The following is a 24,268-nucleotide window of genomic DNA, read 5'->3' as shown; positions in this document are numbered from 1 at the left end:
TTTTCGAGAAGGGCTCCACCGCAAGGCCGGAGCCCTTTTCATTTGGCCAAGGCACCCCACGTTGCCTGCCATCGCAGGCGCCGTTCGGCGCGCACTCTCCCCCCAACTGCGACGACATGACCGGAAGGACCCGCATGGCCAAGCTTTTCGAACCGATCTCCCTCGGCAAGCTCCCTCTCGCAAACCGCATCGTCATCGCGCCGATGTGCCAATATTCCGCCGAGGACGGCAAGATGACCGACTGGCACGTCCAGCATCTGGGCAACCTGTCGCAGTCGGGCGCCGCCATCCTCACCATCGAGGCGACTGCCGTCAGCCCCGAAGGTCGCATCTCCTACGCCGACGTCGGCCTTTGGGATGACGAGACCGAGGAGGCCATGGGCAAAGTGCTCGAATCCGTGCGCCGCTGGTCGGATATGCCCGTCGCCATCCAGCTTGCCCATGCCGGCCGCAAGGCCAGCACCGCCAAGCCCTGGGACGGCGGCGCCCAGATCGCCCCTGAGGACGCGAACGGCTGGCAGACGGTCTCCGCATCGGACATTCCCTTCCTTGCGCACGAGAACGCGCCCGAGGCGCTCGACAAGGCAGGGCTCGCCCGCATTCGCGACGCATTCGCCGATGCCGCCCGCCGCGCCGCCCGTCTGGGCATCGATGCGATCCAGATTCACGGCGCCCACGGCTACCTGCTGCACCAGTTCCTCTCGCCGCTTTCGAACACGCGTACCGACGAATACGGCGGCACCCTCGAAAACCGCATGCGCTTCCCGCTGGAAGTCTACGACGCCGTGCGCGCCGCTTTCCCGGCGGACAAGCCGGTTACCATGCGCGTCTCGGGCACCGACTGGACGCCTGGCGGCTGGGACATCGAACAGACCATCGCTTTCGCCAAGGCGCTTGAAACGCGCGGCTGCGACGGTTTCCACGTTTCCAGCGGTGGCCTTCATGCCGAGCAGAAGATCCCGGTCGGCCCGAACTACCAGGTGCCTCTGGCCCGCAAGGTGAAGGAAGCGGTGGAGGCCATGCCGGTGATCGCCGTGGGCCTCATCACCGAGCCCGAACAGGCCGAAGCCATCGTCGCCACCGGCGATGCCGACATGATCGCGATCGCCCGCACCGTGCTCTACGATCCGCGCTGGCCCTGGCATGCCGCCGCCGCCCTCGGTGCGCAGATAAAGACATCGCCGCAGTTCCTGCGCTGCCAACCGCGTGCCCTGAAGGATCTTTTCACCGCCGGCTGACCACCAACAACAAAAAAAGAGCCCCCCGGTCATCGCTGACCGGGGGGCTCTTTTTGTGTTTCTATCGGCGAACGATCAGCGCAGCGAGACGACGTTGTCCGAAACGCGCGGATCCTTGCGCTCGCCCGTGTAAAGGCTCGCCATCGGTTCGTCCGACACGGTCACCACATCGCCGGTTCCGAAGCCGTTGAACGCCGTGCGCATCGCCGCGCCATAGGCGCCCAGCATACCCACTTCGATCCAGTCGCCGGCCTTGATGTCGGCGGGAAGCAGGAACGGGCCTTCCATGAAATCGGCATCGTCGCAGGTCGGACCGTAGAACGAGAACTCCTGAAGGTCCTCCGAACGCTGACCGTCACGCGCGATGCACTTCACCGGGAAGCGCCATGCCACGTGTGCCGCATCGTAGAGCGCGCCATAGGCGCCCTCGTTGATGTAAAGCTCGTCACCGCGACGCTTCTCGACCTTGACGATCATCGAGCTGTATTCGGCGGAGAGCGCACGGCCCGGCTCGCACCACAGTTCGGCGTTGTACGCGATCGGCATCGCTTCGAAGTGGCGGTGGATGACCTGGAAGAAGTCTTCCAGCGGCGGCGGTTCCATGCCCGGATAGACCGAGGGGAAGCCACCACCGACGTCGATCATGTCGATGACCACGCCCGCATCGGCAATCGCCGCACGCGCACGCTCCAGCGCCTGCACATAGGCAAAAGGCGTCATCGCCTGCGAACCGACGTGGAAGCACACGCCCAGCCAGTCGGCAACCTGACGGGTCGCCTGCAGCAGCGGGCCGGCGTCGGCCAGATCGATACCGAACTTCGAGGCGAGGCTCAGTTCCGAATATTCGGAGCTGACACGCAGACGCACGCAGAGACGCAGGTCAGTCGCTTCATTGCCTTCGGCGTCGGTGGTCGCTTCGAGGATCTTCTCGACTTCCTCGATGGTATCGAGGCTGAAAGTGCGAACGCCATGCTCGAAATAGGCTTCGCGGATCGCGCTTGCGGTCTTGACCGGGTGCATGAAGCACAGGGTCGCATCCGGCAGGGTCTGGCGGACCATGCGGACTTCACCGATCGAGGCAACGTCGAAATGCGTGATCCCATTGTCCCACAGGATCTGGATGAGATCCGGCGAGGGGTTCGCCTTCACCGCATAGAGCGACTTGCCCGGAAACTTCGTGGCGAAGAAACGGGCAGCGCGCGCAGCCGCGTGCGGGCGATTGAGAATAACGGGTTCGTCAGGCGCGAGGGTGTGCGCTACGACCGATGCATCAAGATGTTCGAGCAACTCAAGGGACCCCCAAACGGATTGTTAGCGACAAAGCTGCCTTGCGGTTTGGAAGTCCCCATGGGGCAGCGAGGGGCCGGATATAGGGCGGGGCCGATGAATCGCAAGTGAAAAAATCCGGCCTTCATGAAAACGTCACAGAAGTTTCACGAAGGTCCGCGACGCGCGCCCTTGGTCCGAATTTAGCCTTTAAAAAACAGATGGTTAAACTACGCTCGCCACCCTCCGGAAAAACACCCCGAGAGATGCGGAAAAGCATCGCGATACACGGTTAAAACGCAGGCTCGCCCCAGGGGTTCACGCGACTCGTCGCAGCAGGGACCGGCCGGGGCAACGACAGGACGGACCGAGCCGCCCTGCCCCGCTTCATCGGCTGGAGGGCCCTCAACTCAAGCGGGCGCGGAAGTCCTCGTAATCGAAGCGGCGGATGCAATCGAGTGCATCGGTTTCCGAATCCCATAGCCAGATCGATGGCAGCGGCACGCCGTTGAAGGTCGTGGTCTTGACCATCGAATAATGGGCCTGATCGAGAAACGCGAAGCGCATGCCCGGTTCGGGCCGCTCGGGCAGCACGTAATCGCCGATCACGTCCCCCGCGAGGCACGACGGCCCGCCCAGGCGCACCGGCTGGCCATCGCCCTCTTCACGCTCGCCCAGCATCGCCGGACGATAGGGGGCCTCGATCACGTCGGGCATGTGGCACGTGGCGGAAATGTCGACCACGGCAACCGGCATGCCGTTGTGGGTGATGTCGAGCACGCTGCCGACCAGAATGCCTGCGTCGAGCGCCACGGCCTCACCCGGCTCCAGATAGACTTCGGCCCCGGTGTCTTCCTGAAGGTCGATCAGGAATTCGACCAGTTCGTCGCGCTGGTAATCGGCGCGGGTGATGTGGTGGCCGCCGCCGAGGTTGATCCACTTGAACTGGCCGAAATAGGGTTCGAGGTAGTCGAACGCCTTGTCCCAGGTGCGGCGCAGCGGCTCGAAGTCCTGCTCGCACAGGGTGTGCATGTGGATGCCGTCGATCATCTCGACATGCTCTTCGGTGAGCTGGTCGATCGGGAAACCAAGGCGCGAATGCGGCGCGCAAGGGTCGTACTTGGGCACTTCGCCCTCGGGGTGCATCGGATTGACGCGCAGCCCGATGTCGAAGTCCTCGCCGCGGGCACGGGCGGCCTCGATCTGCGACCAGAAGCGCTCGATCTGCATCGGCGAGTTGAAGATCACATGGTCCGACAGACGCAGGATCTCGTCGAGGTCCTCGGCCTTGTAGGCGGCGCAGTAAGTCGCGATCTCACCGTCGTAGAACTCGCTGGCAAGGCGCGCTTCCCACAGCCCCGAAGTGCAGACACCGTCGAGATACTCGCCGACGATCGGCGCGGTGGACCACATCGAGAAGGCCTTGAGCGCGGAGAGCACCTTGGCGCCCGACCGTTCGCCGATGTCGGCCAGCACACGCAGGTTGTCGCGCAGCTTGGCGGCATCGACCACGAAACTGGGGCTGTCGACACGCGACAGGTCGAAGTGAACGAAGGCTCCCGGATCGCCGGCGCGGGTTTCCATCACTGAAGTCCTTTGCGAAAAGGGGACGGCCTCAGCCGAACGGCCCCTTGAAGATAAACCATGCCCCGGCGCCGACCAGCGAAAAACCGATGACTTCGTTGAGCCCCGGCTTCTGGCCGAACAGCGCCCATGCCACCAGCACGAATGCCGTAAGCGAAAACGCCTCCTGAAGCACTTTCAGCTGCCCCAGCGAGTAGACCTGACTGCCGATCCGGTTGGCCGGAACGGCTAGGCAATATTCGAAAAAGGCGATGCCCCAGCTCATCAGAACCGCCACCCACAGCGCCTTGCCCGGCATCTTGAGGTGCAGATACCACGCCGTGTTCATGAACAGGTTGGAGCCCGCCAGAAGAGCAACCGGCGCCACGAAATTCCAGTTCATCGGCGAATTCTCAGTCGACGCAGATCGCGGCGGGCGCCTTGCCGCCCACGACTTCGGCATAACAGCCGTAGAGCTTGTCGTCGGCCTGACACTGTCCGGTAATGGGCCCGGCCGCCGGCTTGTCGGGCGAGACGGCGCCCGCACTGGCCACGCACTTGCCTTCGCACTGCGACGTGTCGGTGCAGGTTTTCCCGGCATCGGCGAAGCGGTGGACGCACTGCTCCATGCCGATCCGGCCGCGCCGCTGCACGGTGCCGCCGGATTGTTCGCAGGCCGCACGGTCAGCCGCGCTCATTTCCCGCGCAAAGCCGCCGGGCTGCGAAGTTTCGCCTGCCGGGGTGGCAGGCGGCTTGACGGGCGGCTGTGGACCGTCCTGCGGCGCGCAGGCGGCAAGCGCCAGTGCGCCCGCAAGAACGGTCCACAGCCCGCGCATCAGAACGCTACGGGTCCGTCGAGTTCCTCGACCGTCCAGGGCAGGCCGTGCTTGTTGAGCATGTCCATGTAGGGATCGGGATCGAACTGCTCCATGTTGAACACGCCCTCACCCGACCATGCGCCGGTCAGCACCATGGCCGCGCCGATCATCGCCGGAACGCCGGTGGTGTAGCTGACGGCCTGGTTGCCGGTCTCGGCATAGGCGTCCTCGTGGTCGCAGATGTTCTTGATGTAGAACGTCTTCTCGCCCGAACCGTCGAGCGCTTCGCCGGTCGCGATGTCGCCGATATTGGTCTTGCCCTTGGTCGTCGAGCCAAGCGAGCTGGGCTCGGGCAGCACGGCCTTCAGGAACTGGAGCGGAATGATTTCCACGCCGTTGTAGACCACCGGATCGATGCGGGTCATGCCCACGTTCTGCAGCACGGTGAGGTGCTTGATGTACTCGTCGCCGAAGGTCATCCAGAAGCGGCCGCGTTCCATCTCGGGGATGAACTTGGCGAGGCTTTCCAGTTCCTCGTGGTACATCATGTACATGTTCTTGGGGCCGACGGCCTCGAAGTCGAACTCCACCTTCTTGCCCATGGCCGGGGTCTCGACGAATTCGCCGTTCTCCCAGTGGCGGGCCGGCGCGGTGACTTCGCGGATGTTGATTTCCGGGTTGAAGTTCGTCGCGAAGGCCTGACCGTGGTCACCGCCGTTGCAGTCGAGGATGTCGAGCGTGCGGATGGTCTTGAGCTTGTGCTTCTTGAGCCACATCGCGAAGACCGAGGTGACGCCCGGATCGAAGCCCGAGCCGAGCAGCGCCATGAGGCCCGCCTGCTTGAAGCGCTCCTGATAGGCCCACTGCCAGTGGTATTCGAACTTGGCCACATCCTTGGGCTCGTAGTTCGCGGTGTCCATGTAGTGGGTGCCGGTGGCCAGGCACGCGTCCATGATCGCGAGATCCTGATAGGGCAGCGCCAGATTGACGACCAGCTTAGGGCCGATCGAGCGGATCAGCGCGGAGGTCGCCTCGACGTCGTCGGCGTCGATCGCATACGTGCTGATCGTGACGCCGGTGCGCTGCTTCACCGATTCGGCGATCGCTTCGCATTTGGAAACCGTGCGGCTGGCGAGATGAATGTCGGAAAAGATATCCGGATTCATCGCCATCTTGTGGACCGCGACCGAACCGACGCCACCTGCGCCGATCACCAGAACCTTGCTCACCAATCTATCTCCTTGAACGCGCAAGCCGCGAAAGGGCCGCATATAGTGCCCCTGTGTGACAACTCAACTCTTGGAGTCGTTTGTCCGGGCTCACGCCCGGAAGCGGCACCAGCCCCCTCCCCCACCCGACCACCCACGAGTGTATCCTGATGGGTGGTCGGGTCGGGGTGTGGGCTGGTCCCGCACAAAACGGCTGGATGGCCGTTTTGCCCGACCGCAAGGTCGGCCAGACTGTCATAAACCGCCATCGTCCCGTCATCACCCGGTCACCCCGCAGAGGCATTGCCGCCACGACACGCCGACCTGGCACCGGGGGACCACTACCATGCCGCACGCACGCCCTGCTTCCGATCTGATCGAGGGAGCGGTCGTCCGCTCGGAATCCTCCCGCGCCGCGCGCTTGCTGGACAAGGCATTCGCGCTCGCGTTCAAGGGCCTCGTCTATGCGCAGATCTGGGAAGATCCGGTGGCGGACATGGCGGCGCTGCAGATAGGGCCGGACAGCCGGGTGCTGACCATCGCCAGCGGCAGCTGCAACGCCCTCTCCTACCTCACCGCCGATCCTGCGGCGATCACTTGCGTCGATCTCAACACCGCGCATATCGCGCTGGGACGCCTGAAAATCGCGGCGATCCGGAACCTCGATTACGCCGACTTGCGCAGCTTCATCGCCGAAGCCGACAAGCCGGAGAACGCCCGCATCTACCGCGAAAAGCTGGCCCCGCATCTCGACGAGGCGACGCGCCGCTATTGGGAAGGGCGCGACCTCGTCGGCCGCCGTCGCATCCAGGGCTTCACGCGCGGCATCTACAAGCGCGGGCTGCTCGGCCACTTCATCGGTGCAGCCCACGTGCTGGCCAAGCTTTACAAGATCGACCCCAGCGAAATTCTGGGCGCGGAAACGCTGGAAGACCAGCGCCGGGTCTTCGACGAGCGTTTTGCCCCGATCTTCGAACGCAAGCTGGTGCGCTGGCTGACCGACCAGCCCGCATCGCTGTTCGGCCTAGGCATTCCGCCCGCCCAGTACGATGCCCTCGCCGGCGGCCAGCGCATGGCCGACGTGCTGCGTGCACGCCTCGAAAAGCTCGCCTGCCACTTCCCGCTCAATGACAACTACTTCGCATGGCAGGCCTTCGGGCGCGGTTATGGCCGCCAGGACAAGGCGCCATTGCCGCCCTACCTTCAGGCAGCCAACGCCGCCTGTGTGCGCGAAAGGCTGGACCGCCTGACGCTGCGCCATGCCAGCTTCACGCAGGTCCTCCAGGAAAGCGCGGAGGCTTCGCTCGACCGTTACATCCTGCTCGATGCACAGGACTGGATGAGCGACGCGCAACTCACCGAGCTGTGGAGCGAGATCACCCGCACCGCCCGCCCCGGATCGCGGGTGCTGTTCCGCACGGCCGCCGAACCCACCCTGCTTCCGGGCCGCGTGCCGGACGAAATCCTGTCGCGCTGGGATTACCGCGAGGAGGAATCCCGCGTCGCCACCGAGGGCGACCGCTCCTCGATCTACGGCGGCGTCCACCTCTATGTGCTGAAGGACTGACGGTGAGCGACACCGCCCTTCCCGCCGATCACGCCGCACTGATGGACCGCGTCTATCGTGGCCAGCGCCATATCTACGACCTGACGCGCAAGTACTACCTGTTCGGCCGAGACCGCCTGATCCGCGAACTCGATGCGGCGCCGGGCATGGCCGTGCTGGAGGTCGGCTGCGGCACGGGCCGCAATCTCGAACGGGTAGGCAAGGCCTGGCCGAGCGTCGCACTCCACGGTTTCGACATCTCCAGCGAGATGCTCAAGAACGCCGGCAAGCGGCTGGGCACCGAGGCTCAGCTTGCCCTCGGCGACGCCACCCGCTTCGATCCGAAAACGCTGTTCGGACGTGAGGGATTCGACCGGATTTTCCTCTCCTACACGCTCTCGATGATCCCCGGCTGGCAGGACGCCCTGTCGGCGGCGATAGCGGCCCTTTCCCCCGGCGGCGCGGTTCACGTCGTCGATTTCGGCGACCTCGCGGGCCTGCCTTCCCCCTTGCGGGCGGGCCTGCGGGGCTGGCTGACGAAGTTCCACGTCACGCCGCGCACGGACTTGCCGGCCGTAGCGGCACGACTTGCCAACGAACGCGGCCTGCCGGTGCGGTTCACCCGCGGGCCACTGGGCTATTACCAGATGGTGCGCATCGGCCACTGAGGCTATGCCCTTGGCCATGAACACGAATCCCCAGCGCCGCCCGACCCGTGAAGGAGTACTCGAAGCCGCCGCCAAGGTCGCCGCGATCCTGCCGCGCACGCCCTTGCTGCCGCTGGAGGTCGATGGCCGCACGATCTGGTGCAAGGCGGAGAGCCTGCAACCGGTGGGCGCCTTCAAGATTCGGGGCGCCTGGCACCGCCTTACCGCGCTTTCCGATGAGGAACGCCGACGCGGCGTCGTCGGCGTGTCCAGCGGCAACCATGCTCAGGGCGTTGCCTGGGCTGCGCGCAGGCTGGGCATCGCCGCCGCCATCGTCATGCCCACCGATGCACCGGAAGTGAAACTGGCCAACACCCGCGCACTCGGCGCCGAAGTCATCCTCTACGACCGCCCCGGCGGCGAGGACCGCGACGCCGTCTCGCAGCGCCTCTGCGCCGAGCGCGGCGCCACGCTGGTCCATGCCTTCGGCGATCCCTGGATCATCGAGGGACAAGGCAGCCTCGGCATCGAGATCGCCGCGCAGATGGCGGAAATCGGCCTTGAAGGCCCCGACCAGATCGTCACGCCCTGCGGCGGCGGCGGGCTCACCGCGGGCCTTGCGCTCGCCCTGCCCGATGCCGCCGTGGTTCCGGTCGAGCCCGAGGGCTGGGACGATGTCGGCCGCAGCCTTGCCAGCGGCGAGATCCAGCGAGTCGCCGCCGATGCGCCGCCGACCGCCTGCGATGCCCTGCAGACGCCCGCAACCTGGCCGATCAATTTCGAGGTGCTGAAGGCGCGCTGCCCCTTCGGCCTTGTTGCAACGCCCGCCGAAGTGCGCGCGGCGCAGCGACTGGCTTTCGCGAAACTGCGCCTCGTGATCGAACCCGGCGGCGCGGCGGCATTGGCAGCAGTACTGGCCGGAAAGGTGGAACTGACCGACCGGACGGCCCTGGTCCTTTCAGGCGGCAATACCGATGCCGAAGCCTTCGCCAAGGTACTGGCCGAAAACGCCTAAATCCCGGATTGACAAGCCGCCTGACCGGGCCGACGCTCCCTTCCATCAGCAAGGGAGCGTCCGATGGTTGGAATGGCAATCCTGCAACCCGTGGTCGCGCTGGCGGCCTGGACCATGGTCATGTGGTTCTGGCTCTACGGCTCGCGCCTATCCTCATTCGGCAAGGCCGATCCCGAGGAACTGATCGACGATCCCCACGTCGCGCTCGACCATATCCTGCCCCCGCAGACCGAGTGGAAAGCCCATAATTACCGGCACTTGCTGCAAGATCCGGTGATCTTTTACGCAATCTCGATCACTCTCGCCATCATCGGCCAGGGCGACGGGCTGAATGCGCAGATCGGCTGGGCCTACGTTGTCCTGCGCGTGCTCCATTCGATCGTGCAGTCCACCTTCAACCAGATGGTGCCGCGCTTCGCGCTCTATGCCCTCTCCAGCTTCTGCCTGATGTTCCTTGTCGCCCGCGCGGCACTGGTGATGTTCTAGGCGGCGTGGACAAATTCCTCGAGGTCACCACCGGAGGTAAAACCCGTCAATTCAAGGAGGCGAGGCGCAGGACTATGTCGATAGTTCAAGCCGAACCGACGCCGAAGTGGCGGGTTTTGGTCCGGCCCCTTCGGGGTAGCCCCCATTTGCCCCCCGGCAGCGTTGCACGGCCTTGAAAGAGGACCACTCTTCCCGCGTCCGCGCGCCTCGCCGGGGGGCAAATGGGGGCTATCGTGACCTCGAGGAATTTATCCACGCCGCCTATACGAACGCCCGCGCCGGGAGTAAGCTATCAGCCTAACATACGCGTGGTTCTGGGAGGTGCTGCGTGAAGACCGTGCAAAGGCAATTGGCCAGCCCGCCGATCCGGTGGTGTGTGCTGGTGCTGGAAGTGGGCTTTGTGGTCCTGACGCTGGCCGCGCTCATCAACATGATGCTTCCGGTCGGCTGGGGACTCAGCTGGTCGATGTTTTTCGTCGGCGTGATCGGCAGCGCATGGGGAGCGGTGATCTACCAGCTGCTGTCCTGCAATGCCGACGACACGGAGAGTGACGGGAACGCCTGATCGCTGTAGAGCGAGCGCATGGATTTCGACGACCAGCTCCGCCGCTATTTCGGCACCGACGACCTTGCGACCATCGCTCCCTCCACGCTGGAAACCGGGCTGGACCGCATGCGCGTGGACCTCGGCATGGAGAAGGACCGCTCCCGCCGTTTTGCGCTGTGGTCGCTGCTCACCATGTTCAACGCCGCGCCTGATCTCGACGTCGCCTTTGACAACGAGGACGACCGCAACGCCGCGCGGGACTTCATGGACATGATGGCAAGGGTACAGGAGGGCGACTGAACGCCCTCCCCTCCTGGGCCCGCTTCAAACGCGCTCGAAATAGCTCGCCAGTTCGACGTGGGTGGACCAGCGGAACTGCCCCACCGGGCGCAATTCCACCAGTCGGAAGCCCGCCTCGATCAGCCGCGCCGCATCGCGCGACCAGCTGGACGGGTTGCATGAGATATAGACCACCCGCCCCACGGTGGAATCGGCGATGCACTCCACCTGCTCTCGCGCACCGGCCCGCGGCGGGTCGAGCACGACGGCCTCGAACTTGCTGAGTTCGTCCGGCTGGAGCGGATTGCGGAACAAGTCGCGATGGGCGGAGAAAACCGGCAATTGCGCGCGGTCTGCGCCTGCCTTGCAGGACAAGTGGGCATCGCGTGCGGCCTCGGCGGCGAGCACCCTCGTCTGCGGTCCGGCCAGCGCGAGCGCAAACGTGCCGAGACCGGAAAACAGGTCCGCCACAATCGCGGCGCCATCCAGCCAACGCTTCGTCGCGCCGACCAGCGCTTCCTCGCCGTCGACCGTCGCCTGCAGGAACGAGCCCGGGGGCAGCGGCACCTGAACGCCACCTAGAGTGACCGTGACCGGCACCGGCTCCCACACGGTCTCGAAACCGTAGCCGCCGTCCATGGTCAGACGGGCGAGCTTATGTTCGCGCGAGAAATCGAGCATCGCCTCGGTTGCGGCGAGCCCCTCGGCGGTAAGCCCCTTCACGCCCAGATCGACGCCCTGATCGGTCAGCGTCATCTCGATATCGGCGGCCATGCGGGTCTGCTGGTGCTTGCTCGGCTTGCCGTGACGGCCCTTTTTCGCCGGCGCTGCCTTGCCCATGGTAATGAGCAGCTTGCGCAGCGGTCCCAGTACGGCGAACAGTTCCGGCGCCATGACCGGGCATTCTTCCAGCTCGACCAGCCGGTGCGACTTCGCCTCACGGAAGCCGATCACGACGCGCCCGCCCGAACTTTCCGCCCGCAGCGATACGCGGCGACGCGCGCCTGGCGGCGAGAGATGCGGCGGCGCGATATTTTCGGCGCCAAGTTCCTGCGAGGCCGAGGCATTGGCAACGCGCGCCTCGACAAAGGCGGTCAGCGTCTCCTCGTCGAGCTGCTGGAGCTGGCAGCCGCCGCAGCGCCCGAAATGGGTACAGGCCGGCCGGACGTGGTGCGGCCCCCATTCGAGGGTGCCGTCTTCATGCAGCAAGTCGCCCGGCGCCGCGCCCCAGGCAAAGCGGCCGGATTCGGTCACGCCATCGCCCTTGGCGGCGATGCGGATAATTTCTTCGGTTCCAATAGTCACAGGCAGGCCGCTAGCGCAGCCGGAACCATTTGTCCAAGCTGACCGGCAGTAAAGGCGGGCGGAGCGTACCGCGCTGCCTCTCCATGCAGCCAGACACCCTCGCAAGCCGCCGCGAAAGCCTCCGTACCGGCAGCAAGGCGGCTGGCGATGCATCCGGCCAGCACGTCCCCCGTTCCAGCAGTCGAGAGCCACGAACTGGCCCGCGGCGCGCAGGCAAGGCGGCCATCGGGCGCGGCAATCACGGTGTCCGGCCCCTTGGCAACCACGACCATACCACTCGCCTCCGCCAGAGCCAGAGCGCGGGCCGGTTTGCTGCCCGTGCCGTCGAGATCGAAAGCACGCTCCAGCGCCATCAGTTCGCCCTCATGCGGGGTTGCCACGGTAGCCGCCGAACGCTCCGCCAGCACGCGCGGTGCCAACAGGATCAGCGCGTCGGCATCGACCACTGCCGGCACCGGATCGGCCAGCGCCACCGCCAGCCGCTCCCGCGCGGCGGCATCGCGGCCAAGCCCCGGCCCAACCAGAACGGCCGTGTTGCGATCATCGGTCAGCACATCGCTCAAGGCGCCCTGTTCGACCACCAGATCGGCAGGCACATTGCGCTTGCTCTCGGCAAAAAGCTTCACATAGCCCGCCCCGGCGCCTTGCGCCGCAAGGCTGGCCAGAACTGCGGCGCCGGGCATCGCCCCGCCGACCACCGCCAGCAGTCCGCGCCGATACTTGTGGGCATCCGCTCCCGGCGCGCCGATCCGGGGTTTCACGACCGCAACAGCCGCTCCTTCGACCGGCGCAACGCCAATCGGAACCTGTCGAAGCGTGCCCATCGTAGCGGCTGCAGGCATCAGGAAATGCGCGAATTTCCACGCTCCCAGCGCCAGCGTCGCACCGTATTGCGGCAGCCCATGATTGAGCAGCATGCCGGTATCCGACTGCACGCCGCTGGGCAGATCGAGCGCGATGCGGTGGTGATGCGCTTTCGCCAGCCGCACCAGCAAGGCAAGATCCTCCGGCGACAACGGCCGCGTAAGGCCGCTGCCATAGAGGCAATCGACAAAGACGTCGCCGTGCACCTCGGCATCGGCTCCCAGCACGGCGCCATGATAGCGGGTCCGTGCATCGCGGGCAGCGTCCGTCTTCGGACTGACCGGAGCCACCACCGTCACCTGCCCGCCGCGTTCGCGAATGGCCTCGGCGATGACATAGCCATCGCCGCCATTGTTGCCGGGGCCGCACAGAATCGTGACGGAACGCCCGGACGAGACCCGCCAGACCCATTCGGCCGCGCCCAGCCCGGCAATCCGCATCAAGGTCTCGACCGACGCCCCCGCCGCGATCAGCACCGCTTCGGCGCAGCGCATCTGGGCAACGGTCAGGATCTGGTCATTTTGCGGCAGCAGCCTGTGGGGCATGGGACTTCCTCGTGGCCGGGAACACGTAGCGGTCGGCCCCGACTGAAACGTCGAGCTTGCCGCCTTCCAGCCTTGTTATCGCCACTTGCGCCCCATCGGCAACCTCAAGCCCGCGCCCGTCGCTGACAACGGCGAAGCGGCGAAAGCCGCCATCCGGGTGGCGAACCAGCAGCGTCAGCCCATTCGCCCCCTGATGCCGCTCCACCGCGCAGATCGGTTTGAGTTCGCCGGAACCGGAAACCGCGCAAGGGATATGGTCCTCCCCCTCGGCAACGTCAGGCGCCTCGTGCTTAGACGAGCAGGCGGCAAGCGCGAGAACAAGGGCAACAGCGGGGAGTGATCGGACCATGTCCCTTGGCTACAAGGACTTTCTCGCCGACCGCAAGCGCCCGTCTGGCGCAGACCGAGAATGGGACACTTACACAAGGCCCTGCGCGGTGTTACGCTGCCTGGATTCTGTCGAGGGAGAGCATAACGATGCCGCTTATCGAACGCGCCGCCCGGGCTCTGGCAAAAGCCGAACACGGTACCGACGACTGGAATACCCTGACCCCGCAAGATCGCGAGCAATTGAAGGAAACCGCGCGCGAAGTCGTAAAGGCGCTGCGGGTGCCGACGCCGGGCATGTGCCTCGCCGGTGAGCATCTGCTCAAGAAGGACCGCGGCCTTACTGTCAGCATCAGCGATGTGCACGACGCATGGCAAAACATGGTGGACGAGGCCGTACGCATGGCGCCTGCCGCGGACGGCTGATCCGGCCCGCAAACGGCCACGGGATGCAGGGGCACCTGCCCCTGCATTACCCCCTTGAACCTTACTTGCGCTTGAGCTGCGTGACGTCGCGCACGGCGCCCTTGGCAGCGCTGGTGGTCATCGCCGCATAGGCCTGGAGCGCGGCCGAAACCTTGCGCGGACGCGGGTGGACCGGCGACCATGCGTCGGCGCCGCGCGCCTCTTGGCTAGCGCGGCGGTGAGCCAGCACTTCATCCGAAACCATCAGATTGATGGTTCGGCCGGGGATGTCGATCTCGATGGTGTCGCCGTTCTCGACAAGTCCGATGGCGCCGCCCTCTGCTGCTTCCGGCGAAGCGTGACCGATCGAGAGGCCCGAAGTGCCGCCCGAGAAACGGCCGTCGGTCAGCAGCGCGCAGGCCTTTCCGAGCCCCTTCGACTTCAGGTAGCTGGTCGGATAGAGCATTTCCTGCATGCCCGGCCCGCCACGCGGTCCTTCATAGCGGATGACCACGACGTCACCCGCACCGACCTGTCCGCCGAGAATGCCGGCAACGGCGGCATCCTGCGATTCGTAGACGCGCGCGGTGCCGGTGAACTTCAGGATGGAATCGTCCACGCCCGCCGTCTTCACGATGCAGCCATCCTGCGCGATATTGCCGTAAAGCACAGCAAGGCCGCCGTCCTGGCTGAACGCGTGTTCCTTGCTGCGGATGACCCCGTTCTCGCGGTCGAGATCGAGTTCCTCCCAGCGGCGCGACTGGCTGAAGGCGGTCTGCGTCGGCACGCCGCCCGGGGCAGCCTTGAAGAATTCCTGCACCGAAGGCGCATTGGTACGCGAAATGTCCCAGTGGTTCAGCGCATCGCCCAGCGTCTTGGCATGGACGGTCGGCAAATCGGTGTGCAGCAGGCCCGCACGGTCGAGCTGACCGAGGATCGCCATGATGCCGCCAGCCCGGTGAACGTCTTCCATGTGCACGTCGGCCTTGGCCGGGGCGACCTTGGAGAGGCACGGAACCTTGCGGCTGAGGCGGTCGATGTCCTCCATCGTGAAGTTCACGCCCGCCTCGGCGGCCGCGGCCAGCAGGTGCAGCACGGTGTTGGTGGAGCCACCCATGGCGATGTCGAGGCTCATGGCGTTCTCGAACGCCTCGAAGCTGGCGATATTGCGCGGCAGGACACTCTCGTCTTCCTGCTCGTAATAGCGGCGGCAGAGGTCGACCGCGAGACGGCCCGCTTCAAGGAACAGGCGCTGACGGTCGGAGTGAGTCGCCAGCGTCGAACCGTTGCCCGGCAGCGAAAGCCCCAGAGCCTCGGTCAGGCAGTTCATCGAGTTGGCGGTGAACATGCCCGAGCACGAACCGCAGGTCGGGCACGCCGAACGCTCGATCGCCTTCACTTCCTCGTCGGTATAGCTCTCGTCCGCAGCCGCGACCATCGCATCGACCAGATCGAGCGCATGTTCCTTGCCGCGCAGCACGACCTTGCCCGCTTCCATCGGCCCGCCCGAGACGAAGACCACCGGAATGTTGATGCGCAGCGCGGCCATCAGCATGCCCGGCGTGATCTTGTCGCAGTTGGAGATGCAGACCATGGCGTCGGCGCAGTGGGCGTTGACCATGTATTCCACGCTGTCCGCGATCAGGTCGCGGCTGGGCAGCGAATAGAGCATGCCGTCGTGGCCCATGGCGATGCCGTCATCGACCGCGATGGTGTTGAATTCCTTGGCGACGCCGCCCGCCGCCTCGATCTCGCGCGCAACCATCTGGCCCAGGTCCTTGAGATGGACGTGGCCGGGCACGAACTGGGTGAACGAATTCACCACCGCAATGATCGGCTTGCCGAAGTCCGCATCCTTCATGCCCGTCGCGCGCCAGAGGCCACGCGCGCCCGCCATGTTGCGGCCGTGGGTGGAAGTGCGTGAACGATAGGCGGGCATTGTGCGAACTCCGGGATTGGTCATGGGCGCGGTGCGCGATGGCGACCGTCTTGCCGCGCCCCTACGCCATGTCCATGGCTTTTGCGAGGCATAAAATTTCCAGAAAGGCGGTTTTTGCTTTTCGGATCGTGCGAGATCAATCTTGCGACGCCGGCCCGTACCGGTTGTTGCCCCGGGACCCTTCCCTTGCAAGCAGCAACACCAATAGGCCGAGCGCACCCAGATAACACAGGTTGTTGAGGAACAGCAGGCCGAACAACTGCATGTCAGGCACCGCCGAAGCAAACAGCTTCGGAGTCTGGGTCAGGCCGATCGCCAGGAACGGCAAGGGCAGCAGCCCCCATGCGCCGGTGAGGCCGGTATCGTGAAGGCGCCGCGCGACGGCGGCGGAAAGCAGCACGACGGCCAACGCCGCGACAATCGCCATCGCCCCCGAAAATGCCGCAAAATCGGGCATGAGTTCAGGATGATGCCCCTCGATACTGATCTCGTAATGACCTGGCCCGGCATTCACCCTGGCCTGATCGGGATGTTCGCGCGCGAATTGCTGCATCTTGACCATGGTGTCCGCGATCATCGGACCGACCAGCACGAAACTGCACAGCAAGATCAGCCCGACCACGCCCCCGGCCCAGGGCCAGAACTGCGCCCGCGCTTCCCTTCCGGAGAATTTCACCAATCCTGCAAGATGATAACCGAACATCACACCCCGCTTCCAGGGGCCGAAGACTATCCCGGCCACGCCTGCTTCACAAGTCAGCCGAGCGCAGCGGCAACCTCGCGGCAGATGCGCGCCATGCGTTCGGCCCAGACCGTCTGACCTGCGGCATCACCGATCAGATCCTGCCGGATCTCGATGCCAAGGTAAGGGCGGCCATGCGCCTCCGCATGGCGGTTCATCGTCGCATTGAGGACCTTGCCCGAATAGGGAAGCTGGTCGCCGACCACGAGCCCCTCAGCCTGCAGCAAGGGGATCGCGATGCGGGCGGCGCGCTCATCCTCGTTGTAGAGCACACCGACATGCCAGGGACGCGGCTTGTCGCATGTCGCCAGCGCCGGGGTAAAACTGTGGAGCGAGAGGATCAAAGCCGGTTCGGCGGCCTTGAGCTGTGCTTCCAGATCGTCGTGATAGGCATGGAAGAACTGCTCCAGCCGCGCCGAACGCCCCTGCGCGCAGAGCGTGTTGCCGGGAATTTCGTGGCCGTCGGACACTTCGGGCAACAGGCCCGGCGCATCGAGGTCACGGTTGAAATCGCAGACGAGGCGGCTGACATTCGCCAGCCAAGCGGCGATTTCGCCTTGCTTGCTGGTCTCGGCCACCATCCGCTCGGCGACAGCAGCAACGCCGATGTCGATGGCGATATGCCGGTTCAGCAATTCGGGATCGATACCAAGGTCCACGCCGTCCGGTACGCGGTTGGAAGCATGATCGGCAATAATCAGGATTCCTCCGGCGGCTGGGGTTCCGAGTACTTGATAGGCTTCGGTAATCAACGCAGGCTCCCGGACAATTGCCACCAGTCGGGGTGGGATGCAGCGATCCTTGCCGCAGCCTCGCTTAAGGCTTGCTGACTTTCGTAAAGCGCAAAGCACGTCGCGCCGGAACCGGACATGCGCGCCAGGAACGGCGAAGTCTCGCCAAGCGCAGCCAGAACGTCCGCCACCACCGGGCAGATGGCAATGGCCGGCGCTTCAAGATCGTTGCGGCCATGGAGGGCGATTTCGCGCAAGCTTCCACCGGGCATGCCCCCCCGGTCGATCCGGTCCCATGCCTGGAACACGGGCCCCGTGGGCACCGGCACGCGCGGGTTGACCAGCAGAACCGGACACCCGGCCAGATCGTTCTCCGCCACTTCGGCAAGATCGGTGCCAGTGCCGGTGCCGATGCAGGGGCGCGAGAGCACGCAGGCCGGGACGTCCGCACCGAGTTTCGCCGCACGGGCGTGCCAGTCATCCGGCAAGCCGTGCGTACGCTCCACCATGCGGAACACGGCGCCCGCATCTGCAGAGCCTCCACCCAGCCCCGCCGCTACCGGCAGGCGCTTCTCGAGGTCAACTGCCCAGCCCTGACCGTGCGGCAGCGCGCCAAGCGCCTTGGCGACGATATTGCCGAAGGGATCATCGATCTTCGCGGCGAACTCGCCGTGCGTCGTCAGGCGATCCGCGTCGGCAGGGGTCGCCGCCAGTTCGTCCCCCGCATCAACGAAGGCGAACAGCGTTTCCAGTTCATGATACCCATCCTCGCGCCGACGGCGGACATGAAGCGCGAGGTTGATCTTGGCGTAGGCGGTTTCCGAAATCATCGCCGTCATCCCTGAAACGAGCGAGGCGTCGGAGCAACCCCCGACGCCTCGTCTTTTTGCTTAAATGACCGCCCGCGATCACATGTTTGGATAGTTCGGACCGCCGCCGCCTTCGGGCGTGACCCATTCGATGTTCTGGGTCGGATCCTTGATGTCGCAGGTCTTGCAGTGGACGCAGTTCTGCGCGTTGATCTGCAGCTTCATGCCCGAACCGTCCGGATCGACGAATTCGTAGACACCCGCCGGGCAATAGCGCGCCTCGGGCCCGGCATAGAGCGGCAGGTTGACCTCGGTCGGGATCTTGGGATCCTTGAGACGCAAGTGGACCGGCTGGTCTTCCTCGTGATTGGTGAACGAGTAGGACACGCTGGTCAGGCGGTCGAAACTGATCACGCCGTCCGGCTTGGGATAGGCGATCGGCTTGTAGAGATCGGCGCGCTGGGTGCACGAGGCATCGGTGTGATGCTTCATCGGCTTGGCGAGGCCGAAACCGAACAGCGTGCGGAGCCACATGTCGGCCCCTGCCAGGATCGTACCCAGCTCGCCGCCCCACTTCGCCACCATCGGCTCGGCGTTCTGCACGAGCTTCAGTTCCTTCGCGATCCAGCTTTCACGCACGGCGCTGTCGTATTCGGTCAGCGCGTCCTGCTCGCGCCCAGCCTTGATCGCAGCAGCAATCGCCTCGGCTGCCAGCATGCCGCTCTTCATTGCCGTATGCGTGCCCTTGATGCGCGGGACGTTGACGAAACCGGCCGAGCAACCCGCCAGCACGCCGCCCGGGAAGGCCAGTTGCGGCACCGACTGCCAGCCACCTTCGTTGATCGCGCGGGCACCGTAGGCGACGCGCTTGCCGCCTTCCAGAATTGCGCGGATTTCCGGGTGCTGCTTCCAGCGCTGGAATTCCTCGAACGGATAGACGTAGGGGTTCTTGTAATCGAGCGCGGTAACGAAGCCGAGCGCCACCTGGTTGTTCGCCTGATGGTAGAGGAAACCGCCGCCCCAGGCGTTGTTCTCGCTGAGCGGCCAGCCCTGCGTGTGGATCACGCGGCCGGGAACATGCTTGGCGGGATCGATGTCCCACAGTTCCTTGATGCCGAGGCCATAGATCTGCGGCTGGCAGTTCGCTTCAAGGTCGTACTTGGCCTTCAGACGCTTGGTCAGGTGGCCGCGCGCGCCTTCACAGAACACGGTGTACTTGCCCAGCAGGTTCATGCCCGGCTGGAAATCGCCCTTCGGATTGCCCTCGCGGTCGACGCCCATGTCGCCGGTCTGCACGCCGATCACGGCGCCGTTGTCGTCGTAGAGGATCTCGGCAGCGGGGAAGCCCGGGAAGATCTCGATCTCCAGCGCCTCGGCCTGTTCGGCCAGCCAGCGGCAGAGGTTGCCCAGCGATCCGGTGTAATTGCCGTCGTTCGACATGAAAGGCGGCTGGATGAAGTGCGGCAACGCGAACTTCTTCTTTTTGGTGAGGTGCCAGTGCAGGTTGTCCGTCACCGGCGTTTCCGCCAGCGGGCAACCGTCTTCGCGCCAGGTGGGCAGCAGTTCGTCGAGCGCCTTGGGATCGATGGTCGCACCCGAGAGGATGTGGGCGCCGACTTCCGAGCCTTTTTCCAGCACGCAGACCGAGAGTTCGGGATCGACCTGCTTGAGCCGGATCGCCGTGGACAGGCCCGCAGGGCCACCACCGACGATGACGACGTCATAAGGCATCTCTTCACGTTCAATCATGGCAGTCCCGACTCCTGGCCCCGTCTTTGACCCTGTTGGGTCTTTTCGCCCCAAAAATTGCGATTCACACACTTAAGCGTGCGATTAATTCGTGTTGTGCCTTGATTGGTGGAATGCGACAGGTCAAGACCCACGCGATGGATCAGGCTCCAAATCGGCAATTTCTGGACGATATCACAGCTGCGCTCGATTGGTGGCGCGGCGCCGGCGTCGACCATGACTACCTCGACGAACCGCGCGAGTGGATCGTGCCCGAGGAGGAGCAGGACGAGAACGGCGATCGCCTGCCCCCGCGCCGGGCGCCGGTGGCGGTGCAGGACGTGGTCGTGCCCACCCGCATCGATCCAGCCCTGCTGCCCGCCGACCTCCCCGCCTTCCGCGACTGGTGGCTGAGCGAGACCCTGCTCGACGACGGCGGCCCGGCCGGCCGCCTGATGCCGGAAGGCGAGGCAGGCGCCAGGCTGATGATCGTGGTCGAAACTCCGGAAGCCGAAGACCGCGACCGCCTTTTGTCGGGTCCGCAGGGCCGCTTGCTCGATGCAATGCTGGCCGCCTTCGGAACACGGCGCGAGGACATCTACCTCGCCAGCGCCCTCCCCCGCCCCGACCCGGTACCGAACTGGCGCGCCGCAGCCGAACGGGGAGTGGGCGAGGCGCTTGCCCGGCACGTCGCCCTGGCCGCTCCGGAGCGGCTGATCGTGCTCGGCGGCAACGCCCTGCCGCTGATCGGCCACGAATCACCGCAACGCGCTGCCGTTTTAAGACAATTTCAGCATGAAGGAGGAACGATACCTCTTTTGGCTGGCTGGGGGCTTGCCGCGCTGCTGCAGAATCCGCGCGCGAAGGCAAGCGTCTGGAGAGCCTGGCTGGAGTGGACAAGGCCCTAGAATGCGGGCGTCTGCCCCGGCAAAAGGATCAGGGATCAGGTCGCACGATGCGGGGATTTTGACGTGAACAAGTTTGCCAAGGCAGCGCGCGCCGCGGGGGTGGCTGCGCTCGCCGTAACAACGCTGACAGCAACGCCGGCCTTCGCCAACAGCGCCGCGGTGGACTACTTCCGCAGCCGGGCCGACAACACCTCGGTCCCATCGCTGCTGAGCCAGGACGACCGGGCCTTTTACAAGCAGGCCTTTGCCGCGGTCAACGCCAAGGACTGGGCCGCCGTCCAGAAGATGCTGGCAGACCGCCCCGACGGCCCGCTGCACCAGCAACTGCGTGCGGAATATTTCCTCGCCGCAGGTTCGCCGAAGATCGAACTGACCGACCTGCAGACCTGGCTGGCACAGGGCACAGAACTTCCCGGAGCCGACCAGATCAGCCGCCTCGCCCTGAAGCGCGGCGCCATGTCGGTCCCCAGCGTCCCCAGCGAACAGCCTTTCGCGCGCCTGCCGACGATGGCCAAGCGCGTGCGCCCGGCGTCGATCGGCGACGGCACGATGCCCGCCGCCATCGCCTCGGGCATCAACGAGCGCATCAAGAACGACGATCCCACTGGCGCGCGCCTGCTGCTGGACGGCATCGACGCCGGCCTCAGCCCTTCGGCGCAGGCCGAATGGCGCCAGAAGATCGCCTGGGCCTACTACATCGGCAACCAGGACACCTCGGCCTACCAGATGGCCCAACTCGGCGCGATGGGCAGCGGCCCATGGGTCGGCGAAGCCTGGTGGACCGCCGGCCTCGCCGCATGGCGACTGGGCGACTGTGACGGCGCTGCCGACGCTTTCGACAAGACCGCCAAGTCCTCCGAAAACGCCGAACTGTCTAGCGCGGCGCACTACTGGCGCAGCCGCGCCCTGGTTCGCTGCCGCAAGCCCGAAGCCGCTTCGGCCGAACTGCGCCTGGCCGCAGCACGCGATGAGACACTTTACGGCATGCTGGCCGCCGAACAGCTGGGCATGAAGCTGCCCGAACAACATGCCGCCGCCGACTTCACCTCGTCCGACTGGCAATCGCTGCGCAACACGCCCAACATCCGCGCCGCCGTGGAACTGGCCGAAATCGGCGAGGACGGCCTGGCCGACGAGGTGCTGCGCCATCAGGCCCGCATCGGCGATGCCTCGCAATACGCCTCGATCAGCCGCCTCGCCCGCGATCTCGGCCTGCCTTCGACGCAGTTGTGGATGGCCTACAATGCGCCCGCCGGTGGCCGCCCCGAACCGGCCAGTCGCTTCCCGACGCCCAAGTGGACCCCGGCCGGCGGCTGGAAGGTCGACCCGGCACTGGTCTATGCTCACACGCTTCAGGAATCGATCTTCCAGACCAGCGTCGTCAGCCCCGCCGGAGCGCGCGGCCTGATGCAGATCATGCCCTCCGCCGCCCGCGACCATGCCTCGCTGCTGGGCGTTTCGGGCACGGCCAGCGACCTCAACAAGCCGGAAGTGAACCTTGCCTTCGGCCAGCAGCACTTGCAGACCTTGCGCAATGCGCCGGGCACGCAGGGCCTGCTGCTCAAGGTCATGGCGGCCTACAACGCCGGACTGGTGCCGGTCACCCGCTGGAACACCCAGGTCAATTGCGACGGCGACCCGCTGCTGTGGATGGAATCGCTGCCCTACTGGGAAACCCGCGGTTATGTGAACATAGTGCTGCGCAACTACTGGATGTATGAGCGTCAGGCTGGCGGCCCTTCGGAAAGTCGCATGGCGCTTGCACAGGACATGTGGCCGACCTTCCCGGGGCTTTCCGGATCGCAGGGTGTTCACATGGCCGCAAGCGGAGCGATAATGCGTGGCCATTGATCATGAACGTCAATTCAAGCCCATCAACATCGCGCTCCTGACAGTTTCCGACACCCGCACCGCCGAGAACGACACCTCGGGCGACATTCTGGAAGGTCGCATCCGCAAGGCGGGACACCGCCTTGTTGCCCGCGCGATCGAAAAGGACGATGCCACCCGCCTGACCGTCCGCTTCAACAACTGGATCGACGACCGCGAGGTCGATGCGATCGTGGTGACCGGCGGCACCGGCCTCACCGGCCGCGACGTCACCCCCGAGGCGATCGACCGGGTGAAGGACAAGGACATTCCCGGCTTCGGCGAACTGTTCCGCTGGATCTCCTACAAGACCATCGGCACCTCCACCGTCCAGTCGCGCGCTTGCGCGGCGGTGGCGCGAGGCACCTACATCTTTGCCCTGCCCGGCTCGAACGGCGCGGTGCAGGACGGCTGGGACGGCATCCTGGCCGAGCAGCTCGACAGTCGCAATCGTCCCTGCAACTTCGTGGAACTGATGCCGCGGCTCAGGGAAGTCTGAGCGCGGCGCCGCAGATCAGCCGGCGTTCCACAGCGGCAACCCGGCCGCTTGCTCGTCCGAAAGATCGATGCCCATGACCTCACGCAAGGTTCGGGCATAATCGCCGGCGTCAGCGACTTCCCGCACCTCGGCCACGCCGTCACGGTGGATGGTAAGCTGGCGGTCGGTCATGGCTGCAAAGCCGTTTTCCAGCACGACACTGGCCACGCAAAGTGTCGTGAAGCGGGTGCCGGGACGAGTGGCGGTCCAATGGTTGCCCATTTCCAGATCGTCCTGCGCCACTTCGGCCAGATCAAACACGTATTGCGGTTGCCAGTCGCCATGGTCGGCGCTGCGCCCATCGGTGGCGCTGGCAGGTCCCGCGCGCTCCAGCCGCCATTCACCGCCAAGCGCACCACGCTCGCCGCTACGCAGCAGGCGGTGCCAGGCGCCGTCCGGGGTCTGCGCCTGAGCGCCATCCTCGAGCGGCAACGGCGGCACGTAACTGCCGCCAAAGCCCGCATCGGCAATCCACGCTGCTCCGCCGAGATTGACCAGTACCAGAGTATGCGTGCGCGGCGGCGCAGCCAGTTCGGGCAAGCCCAGCAGCACCCGCGCCAGCAGCGGCCGGTTCACCAGCCCGAGGGCCGACAACACATCGGACAGGAGCCGGTTCTGTTCAAAACAATATCCCCCGCGCCGATGCAGCACCAGCTTCTCGAACACGCTGGCACTATCGATGCGAATGCCCTCGCCCAGCGGAATGGACAGGTTCTCGAACCCGATCGCGCGGCGATGGGCACGCTGGAGAAGGGCCAGTCCCTCGGCATCCCGAGACGGCGCAGCGGTGAGGCCGATACGGGCGAAATAGCGTTCGATTTCCATGAAACGCTCTAGAGCACCCTTGGCCCGCAGCCGGCAAGACTGTGGATAACTTTGCGCATATTCTCGGGACAGACTTGGGCAAAACGAGTGAATATAGGGAGCAAAACGTGCAGGCAGTGG

General features: G+C 65.3%; 25 protein-coding genes. 11 read left to right on the top strand and 14 right to left on the bottom strand.

Translation table 11 applies throughout. The features are described from left to right. Positions 1–134 precede the first annotated feature (134 nt). Positions 135–1,238, top strand: coding sequence for an NADH:flavin oxidoreductase/NADH oxidase (locus CA833_RS13925; protein ID WP_207078358.1), 1,104 nt, complete (start codon positions 135–137; stop codon positions 1,236–1,238). Between the two features lie 75 nt (positions 1,239–1,313). On the opposite strand, the gene CA833_RS13920 is transcribed toward CA833_RS13925, so the two are convergent. From CA833_RS13920 to CA833_RS13900, 5 genes are all read right to left on the bottom strand, one after another. Then, positions 1,314–2,525 (bottom strand): type III PLP-dependent enzyme, encoded by a 1,212-nt coding sequence (locus CA833_RS13920; protein WP_142634405.1) that lies wholly within the window; start codon positions 2,523–2,525, stop codon positions 1,314–1,316. A 384-nt stretch (positions 2,526–2,909) separates the two neighbouring features. Next, positions 2,910–4,088 carry a carboxynorspermidine decarboxylase gene (locus tag CA833_RS13915; protein ID WP_142634407.1) on the bottom strand — a complete coding sequence of 393 codons (1,179 nt, stop codon included), beginning with the start codon at positions 4,086–4,088 and terminating at the stop codon, positions 2,910–2,912. Between the two features lie 31 nt (positions 4,089–4,119). Then, positions 4,120–4,470, bottom strand: a complete 351-nt coding sequence (locus CA833_RS13910; RefSeq protein ID WP_142634409.1) for a DMT family protein — start codon at positions 4,468–4,470, stop codon at positions 4,120–4,122. A gap of 10 nt (positions 4,471–4,480) precedes the next feature. Continuing rightward, complete coding sequence (locus CA833_RS13905) at positions 4,481–4,903, bottom strand: hypothetical protein (protein WP_207078357.1); 423 nt, start codon at positions 4,901–4,903, stop codon at positions 4,481–4,483. Then, positions 4,903–6,114, bottom strand: a complete 1,212-nt coding sequence (locus tag CA833_RS13900; RefSeq protein WP_207078356.1) for a saccharopine dehydrogenase family protein — start codon at positions 6,112–6,114, stop codon at positions 4,903–4,905. Before CA833_RS13900 ends, CA833_RS13905 begins: the two co-directional genes overlap by 1 nt. Positions 6,115–6,439: 325 nt before the next feature. On the opposite strand from CA833_RS13900, the gene CA833_RS13895 reads away from it, so the two are divergent. The 6 genes from CA833_RS13895 to CA833_RS13870 all read left to right on the top strand — a co-directional run bounded on the left by CA833_RS13895 (position 6,440) and on the right by CA833_RS13870 (position 10,634). Then, positions 6,440–7,660, top strand: coding sequence for a DUF3419 family protein (locus CA833_RS13895; protein ID WP_207078355.1), 1,221 nt, complete (start codon positions 6,440–6,442; stop codon positions 7,658–7,660). 41 nt (positions 7,661–7,701) lie between these two features. After that, positions 7,702–8,307, top strand: coding sequence for a class I SAM-dependent methyltransferase (locus CA833_RS13890; RefSeq protein ID WP_207080106.1), 606 nt, complete (start codon positions 7,702–7,704; stop codon positions 8,305–8,307). Positions 8,308–8,323: 16 nt separating this feature from the next. After that, positions 8,324–9,301: a threonine/serine dehydratase gene (locus CA833_RS13885; RefSeq protein WP_207078354.1), complete on the top strand. Its 978-nt coding sequence runs from the start codon at positions 8,324–8,326 to the stop codon at positions 9,299–9,301. Between the two features lie 63 nt (positions 9,302–9,364). Continuing rightward, the gene (locus CA833_RS13880; RefSeq protein WP_142634419.1) at positions 9,365–9,787 is read left to right on the top strand and encodes an MAPEG family protein; all 423 of its coding nucleotides are present in this window, start codon (positions 9,365–9,367) and stop codon (positions 9,785–9,787) included. A gap of 328 nt (positions 9,788–10,115) precedes the next feature. Continuing rightward, positions 10,116–10,352: a hypothetical protein gene (locus CA833_RS13875; RefSeq protein ID WP_142634421.1), complete on the top strand. Its 237-nt coding sequence runs from the start codon at positions 10,116–10,118 to the stop codon at positions 10,350–10,352. Positions 10,353–10,370: 18 nt separating this feature from the next. Next, positions 10,371–10,634 (top strand): hypothetical protein, encoded by a 264-nt coding sequence (locus tag CA833_RS13870; protein ID WP_142634423.1) that lies wholly within the window; start codon positions 10,371–10,373, stop codon positions 10,632–10,634. 24 nt (positions 10,635–10,658) lie between these two features. On the opposite strand, the gene CA833_RS13865 is transcribed toward CA833_RS13870, so the two are convergent. Genes CA833_RS13865 through CA833_RS13855 form a run of 3 tightly spaced genes read right to left on the bottom strand, consistent with a single transcriptional unit; the run spans position 10,659 to position 13,676 of the window. After that, complete coding sequence (locus CA833_RS13865; protein WP_242526113.1) at positions 10,659–11,918, bottom strand: class I SAM-dependent RNA methyltransferase; 1,260 nt, start codon at positions 11,916–11,918, stop codon at positions 10,659–10,661. Then, positions 11,915–13,327, bottom strand: coding sequence for a bifunctional ADP-dependent NAD(P)H-hydrate dehydratase/NAD(P)H-hydrate epimerase (locus CA833_RS13860; RefSeq protein WP_242526112.1), 1,413 nt, complete (start codon positions 13,325–13,327; stop codon positions 11,915–11,917). The genes CA833_RS13865 and CA833_RS13860 overlap by 4 nt, the downstream gene beginning before the upstream one ends. After that, on the bottom strand, positions 13,299–13,676 hold the full coding sequence (locus CA833_RS13855) for a hypothetical protein (protein ID WP_207078353.1): 378 nt from the start codon (positions 13,674–13,676) through the stop codon (positions 13,299–13,301). Before CA833_RS13855 ends, CA833_RS13860 begins: the two co-directional genes overlap by 29 nt. Positions 13,677–13,804: 128 nt before the next feature. On the opposite strand from CA833_RS13855, the gene CA833_RS13850 reads away from it, so the two are divergent. Next, a complete protein-coding gene (locus CA833_RS13850; protein WP_142634429.1) occupies positions 13,805–14,080 on the top strand; it encodes a hypothetical protein in 276 nt (91 codons plus the stop codon). A 61-nt stretch (positions 14,081–14,141) separates the two neighbouring features. Here CA833_RS13850 and ilvD read toward each other — a convergent pair whose 3' ends face one another. The 5 genes from ilvD to CA833_RS13825 form a co-directional block, all read right to left on the bottom strand. Further along, positions 14,142–15,998 (bottom strand): dihydroxy-acid dehydratase, encoded by a 1,857-nt coding sequence (ilvD, locus tag CA833_RS13845; protein WP_207078352.1) that lies wholly within the window; start codon positions 15,996–15,998, stop codon positions 14,142–14,144. 136 nt (positions 15,999–16,134) lie between these two features. Continuing rightward, positions 16,135–16,701, bottom strand: a complete 567-nt coding sequence (locus CA833_RS13840; RefSeq protein WP_207078351.1) for a DUF805 domain-containing protein — start codon at positions 16,699–16,701, stop codon at positions 16,135–16,137. A 53-nt stretch (positions 16,702–16,754) separates the two neighbouring features. Continuing rightward, entirely contained in the window at positions 16,755–17,492 is a 738-nt protein-coding gene (locus CA833_RS13835) for an N-formylglutamate amidohydrolase (RefSeq protein WP_207078350.1), read from the bottom strand. After that, the gene (locus CA833_RS13830) at positions 17,489–18,310 is read right to left on the bottom strand and encodes a 4-(cytidine 5'-diphospho)-2-C-methyl-D-erythritol kinase (protein ID WP_207078349.1); all 822 of its coding nucleotides are present in this window, start codon (positions 18,308–18,310) and stop codon (positions 17,489–17,491) included. Before CA833_RS13830 ends, CA833_RS13835 begins: the two co-directional genes overlap by 4 nt. A gap of 69 nt (positions 18,311–18,379) precedes the next feature. Continuing rightward, the gene (locus CA833_RS13825) at positions 18,380–20,029 is read right to left on the bottom strand and encodes an electron transfer flavoprotein-ubiquinone oxidoreductase (RefSeq protein WP_207078348.1); all 1,650 of its coding nucleotides are present in this window, start codon (positions 20,027–20,029) and stop codon (positions 18,380–18,382) included. A 113-nt stretch (positions 20,030–20,142) separates the two neighbouring features. Between CA833_RS13825 and CA833_RS13820 the strand changes: the two genes are divergently transcribed. The 3 genes from CA833_RS13820 to moaB all read left to right on the top strand — a co-directional run bounded on the left by CA833_RS13820 (position 20,143) and on the right by moaB (position 23,284). Further along, complete coding sequence (locus tag CA833_RS13820) at positions 20,143–20,916, top strand: uracil-DNA glycosylase family protein (RefSeq protein ID WP_242526110.1); 774 nt, start codon at positions 20,143–20,145, stop codon at positions 20,914–20,916. A 99-nt stretch (positions 20,917–21,015) separates the two neighbouring features. Beyond that, a complete protein-coding gene (locus tag CA833_RS13815; RefSeq protein WP_370584581.1) occupies positions 21,016–22,767 on the top strand; it encodes a transglycosylase SLT domain-containing protein in 1,752 nt (583 codons plus the stop codon). Continuing rightward, positions 22,757–23,284, top strand: a complete 528-nt coding sequence (gene moaB / locus CA833_RS13810; RefSeq protein ID WP_142634443.1) for a molybdenum cofactor biosynthesis protein B — start codon at positions 22,757–22,759, stop codon at positions 23,282–23,284. Before CA833_RS13815 ends, moaB begins: the two co-directional genes overlap by 11 nt. 15 nt (positions 23,285–23,299) lie before the next feature. Here moaB and CA833_RS13805 read toward each other — a convergent pair whose 3' ends face one another. Beyond that, positions 23,300–24,148, bottom strand: coding sequence for an arylamine N-acetyltransferase (locus CA833_RS13805; protein ID WP_207078346.1), 849 nt, complete (start codon positions 24,146–24,148; stop codon positions 23,300–23,302). Between the last annotated feature and the right edge of the window lie 120 nt (positions 24,149–24,268).

It is taken from the genome of Novosphingobium sp. KA1 (assembly GCF_017309955.1).
Taxonomy (GTDB): Bacteria; Pseudomonadota; Alphaproteobacteria; order Sphingomonadales; family Sphingomonadaceae; genus Novosphingobium.
Note: the sequence above shows the minus strand (reverse complement) of the source record. Positions and strands in the feature narration are given on the sequence as shown.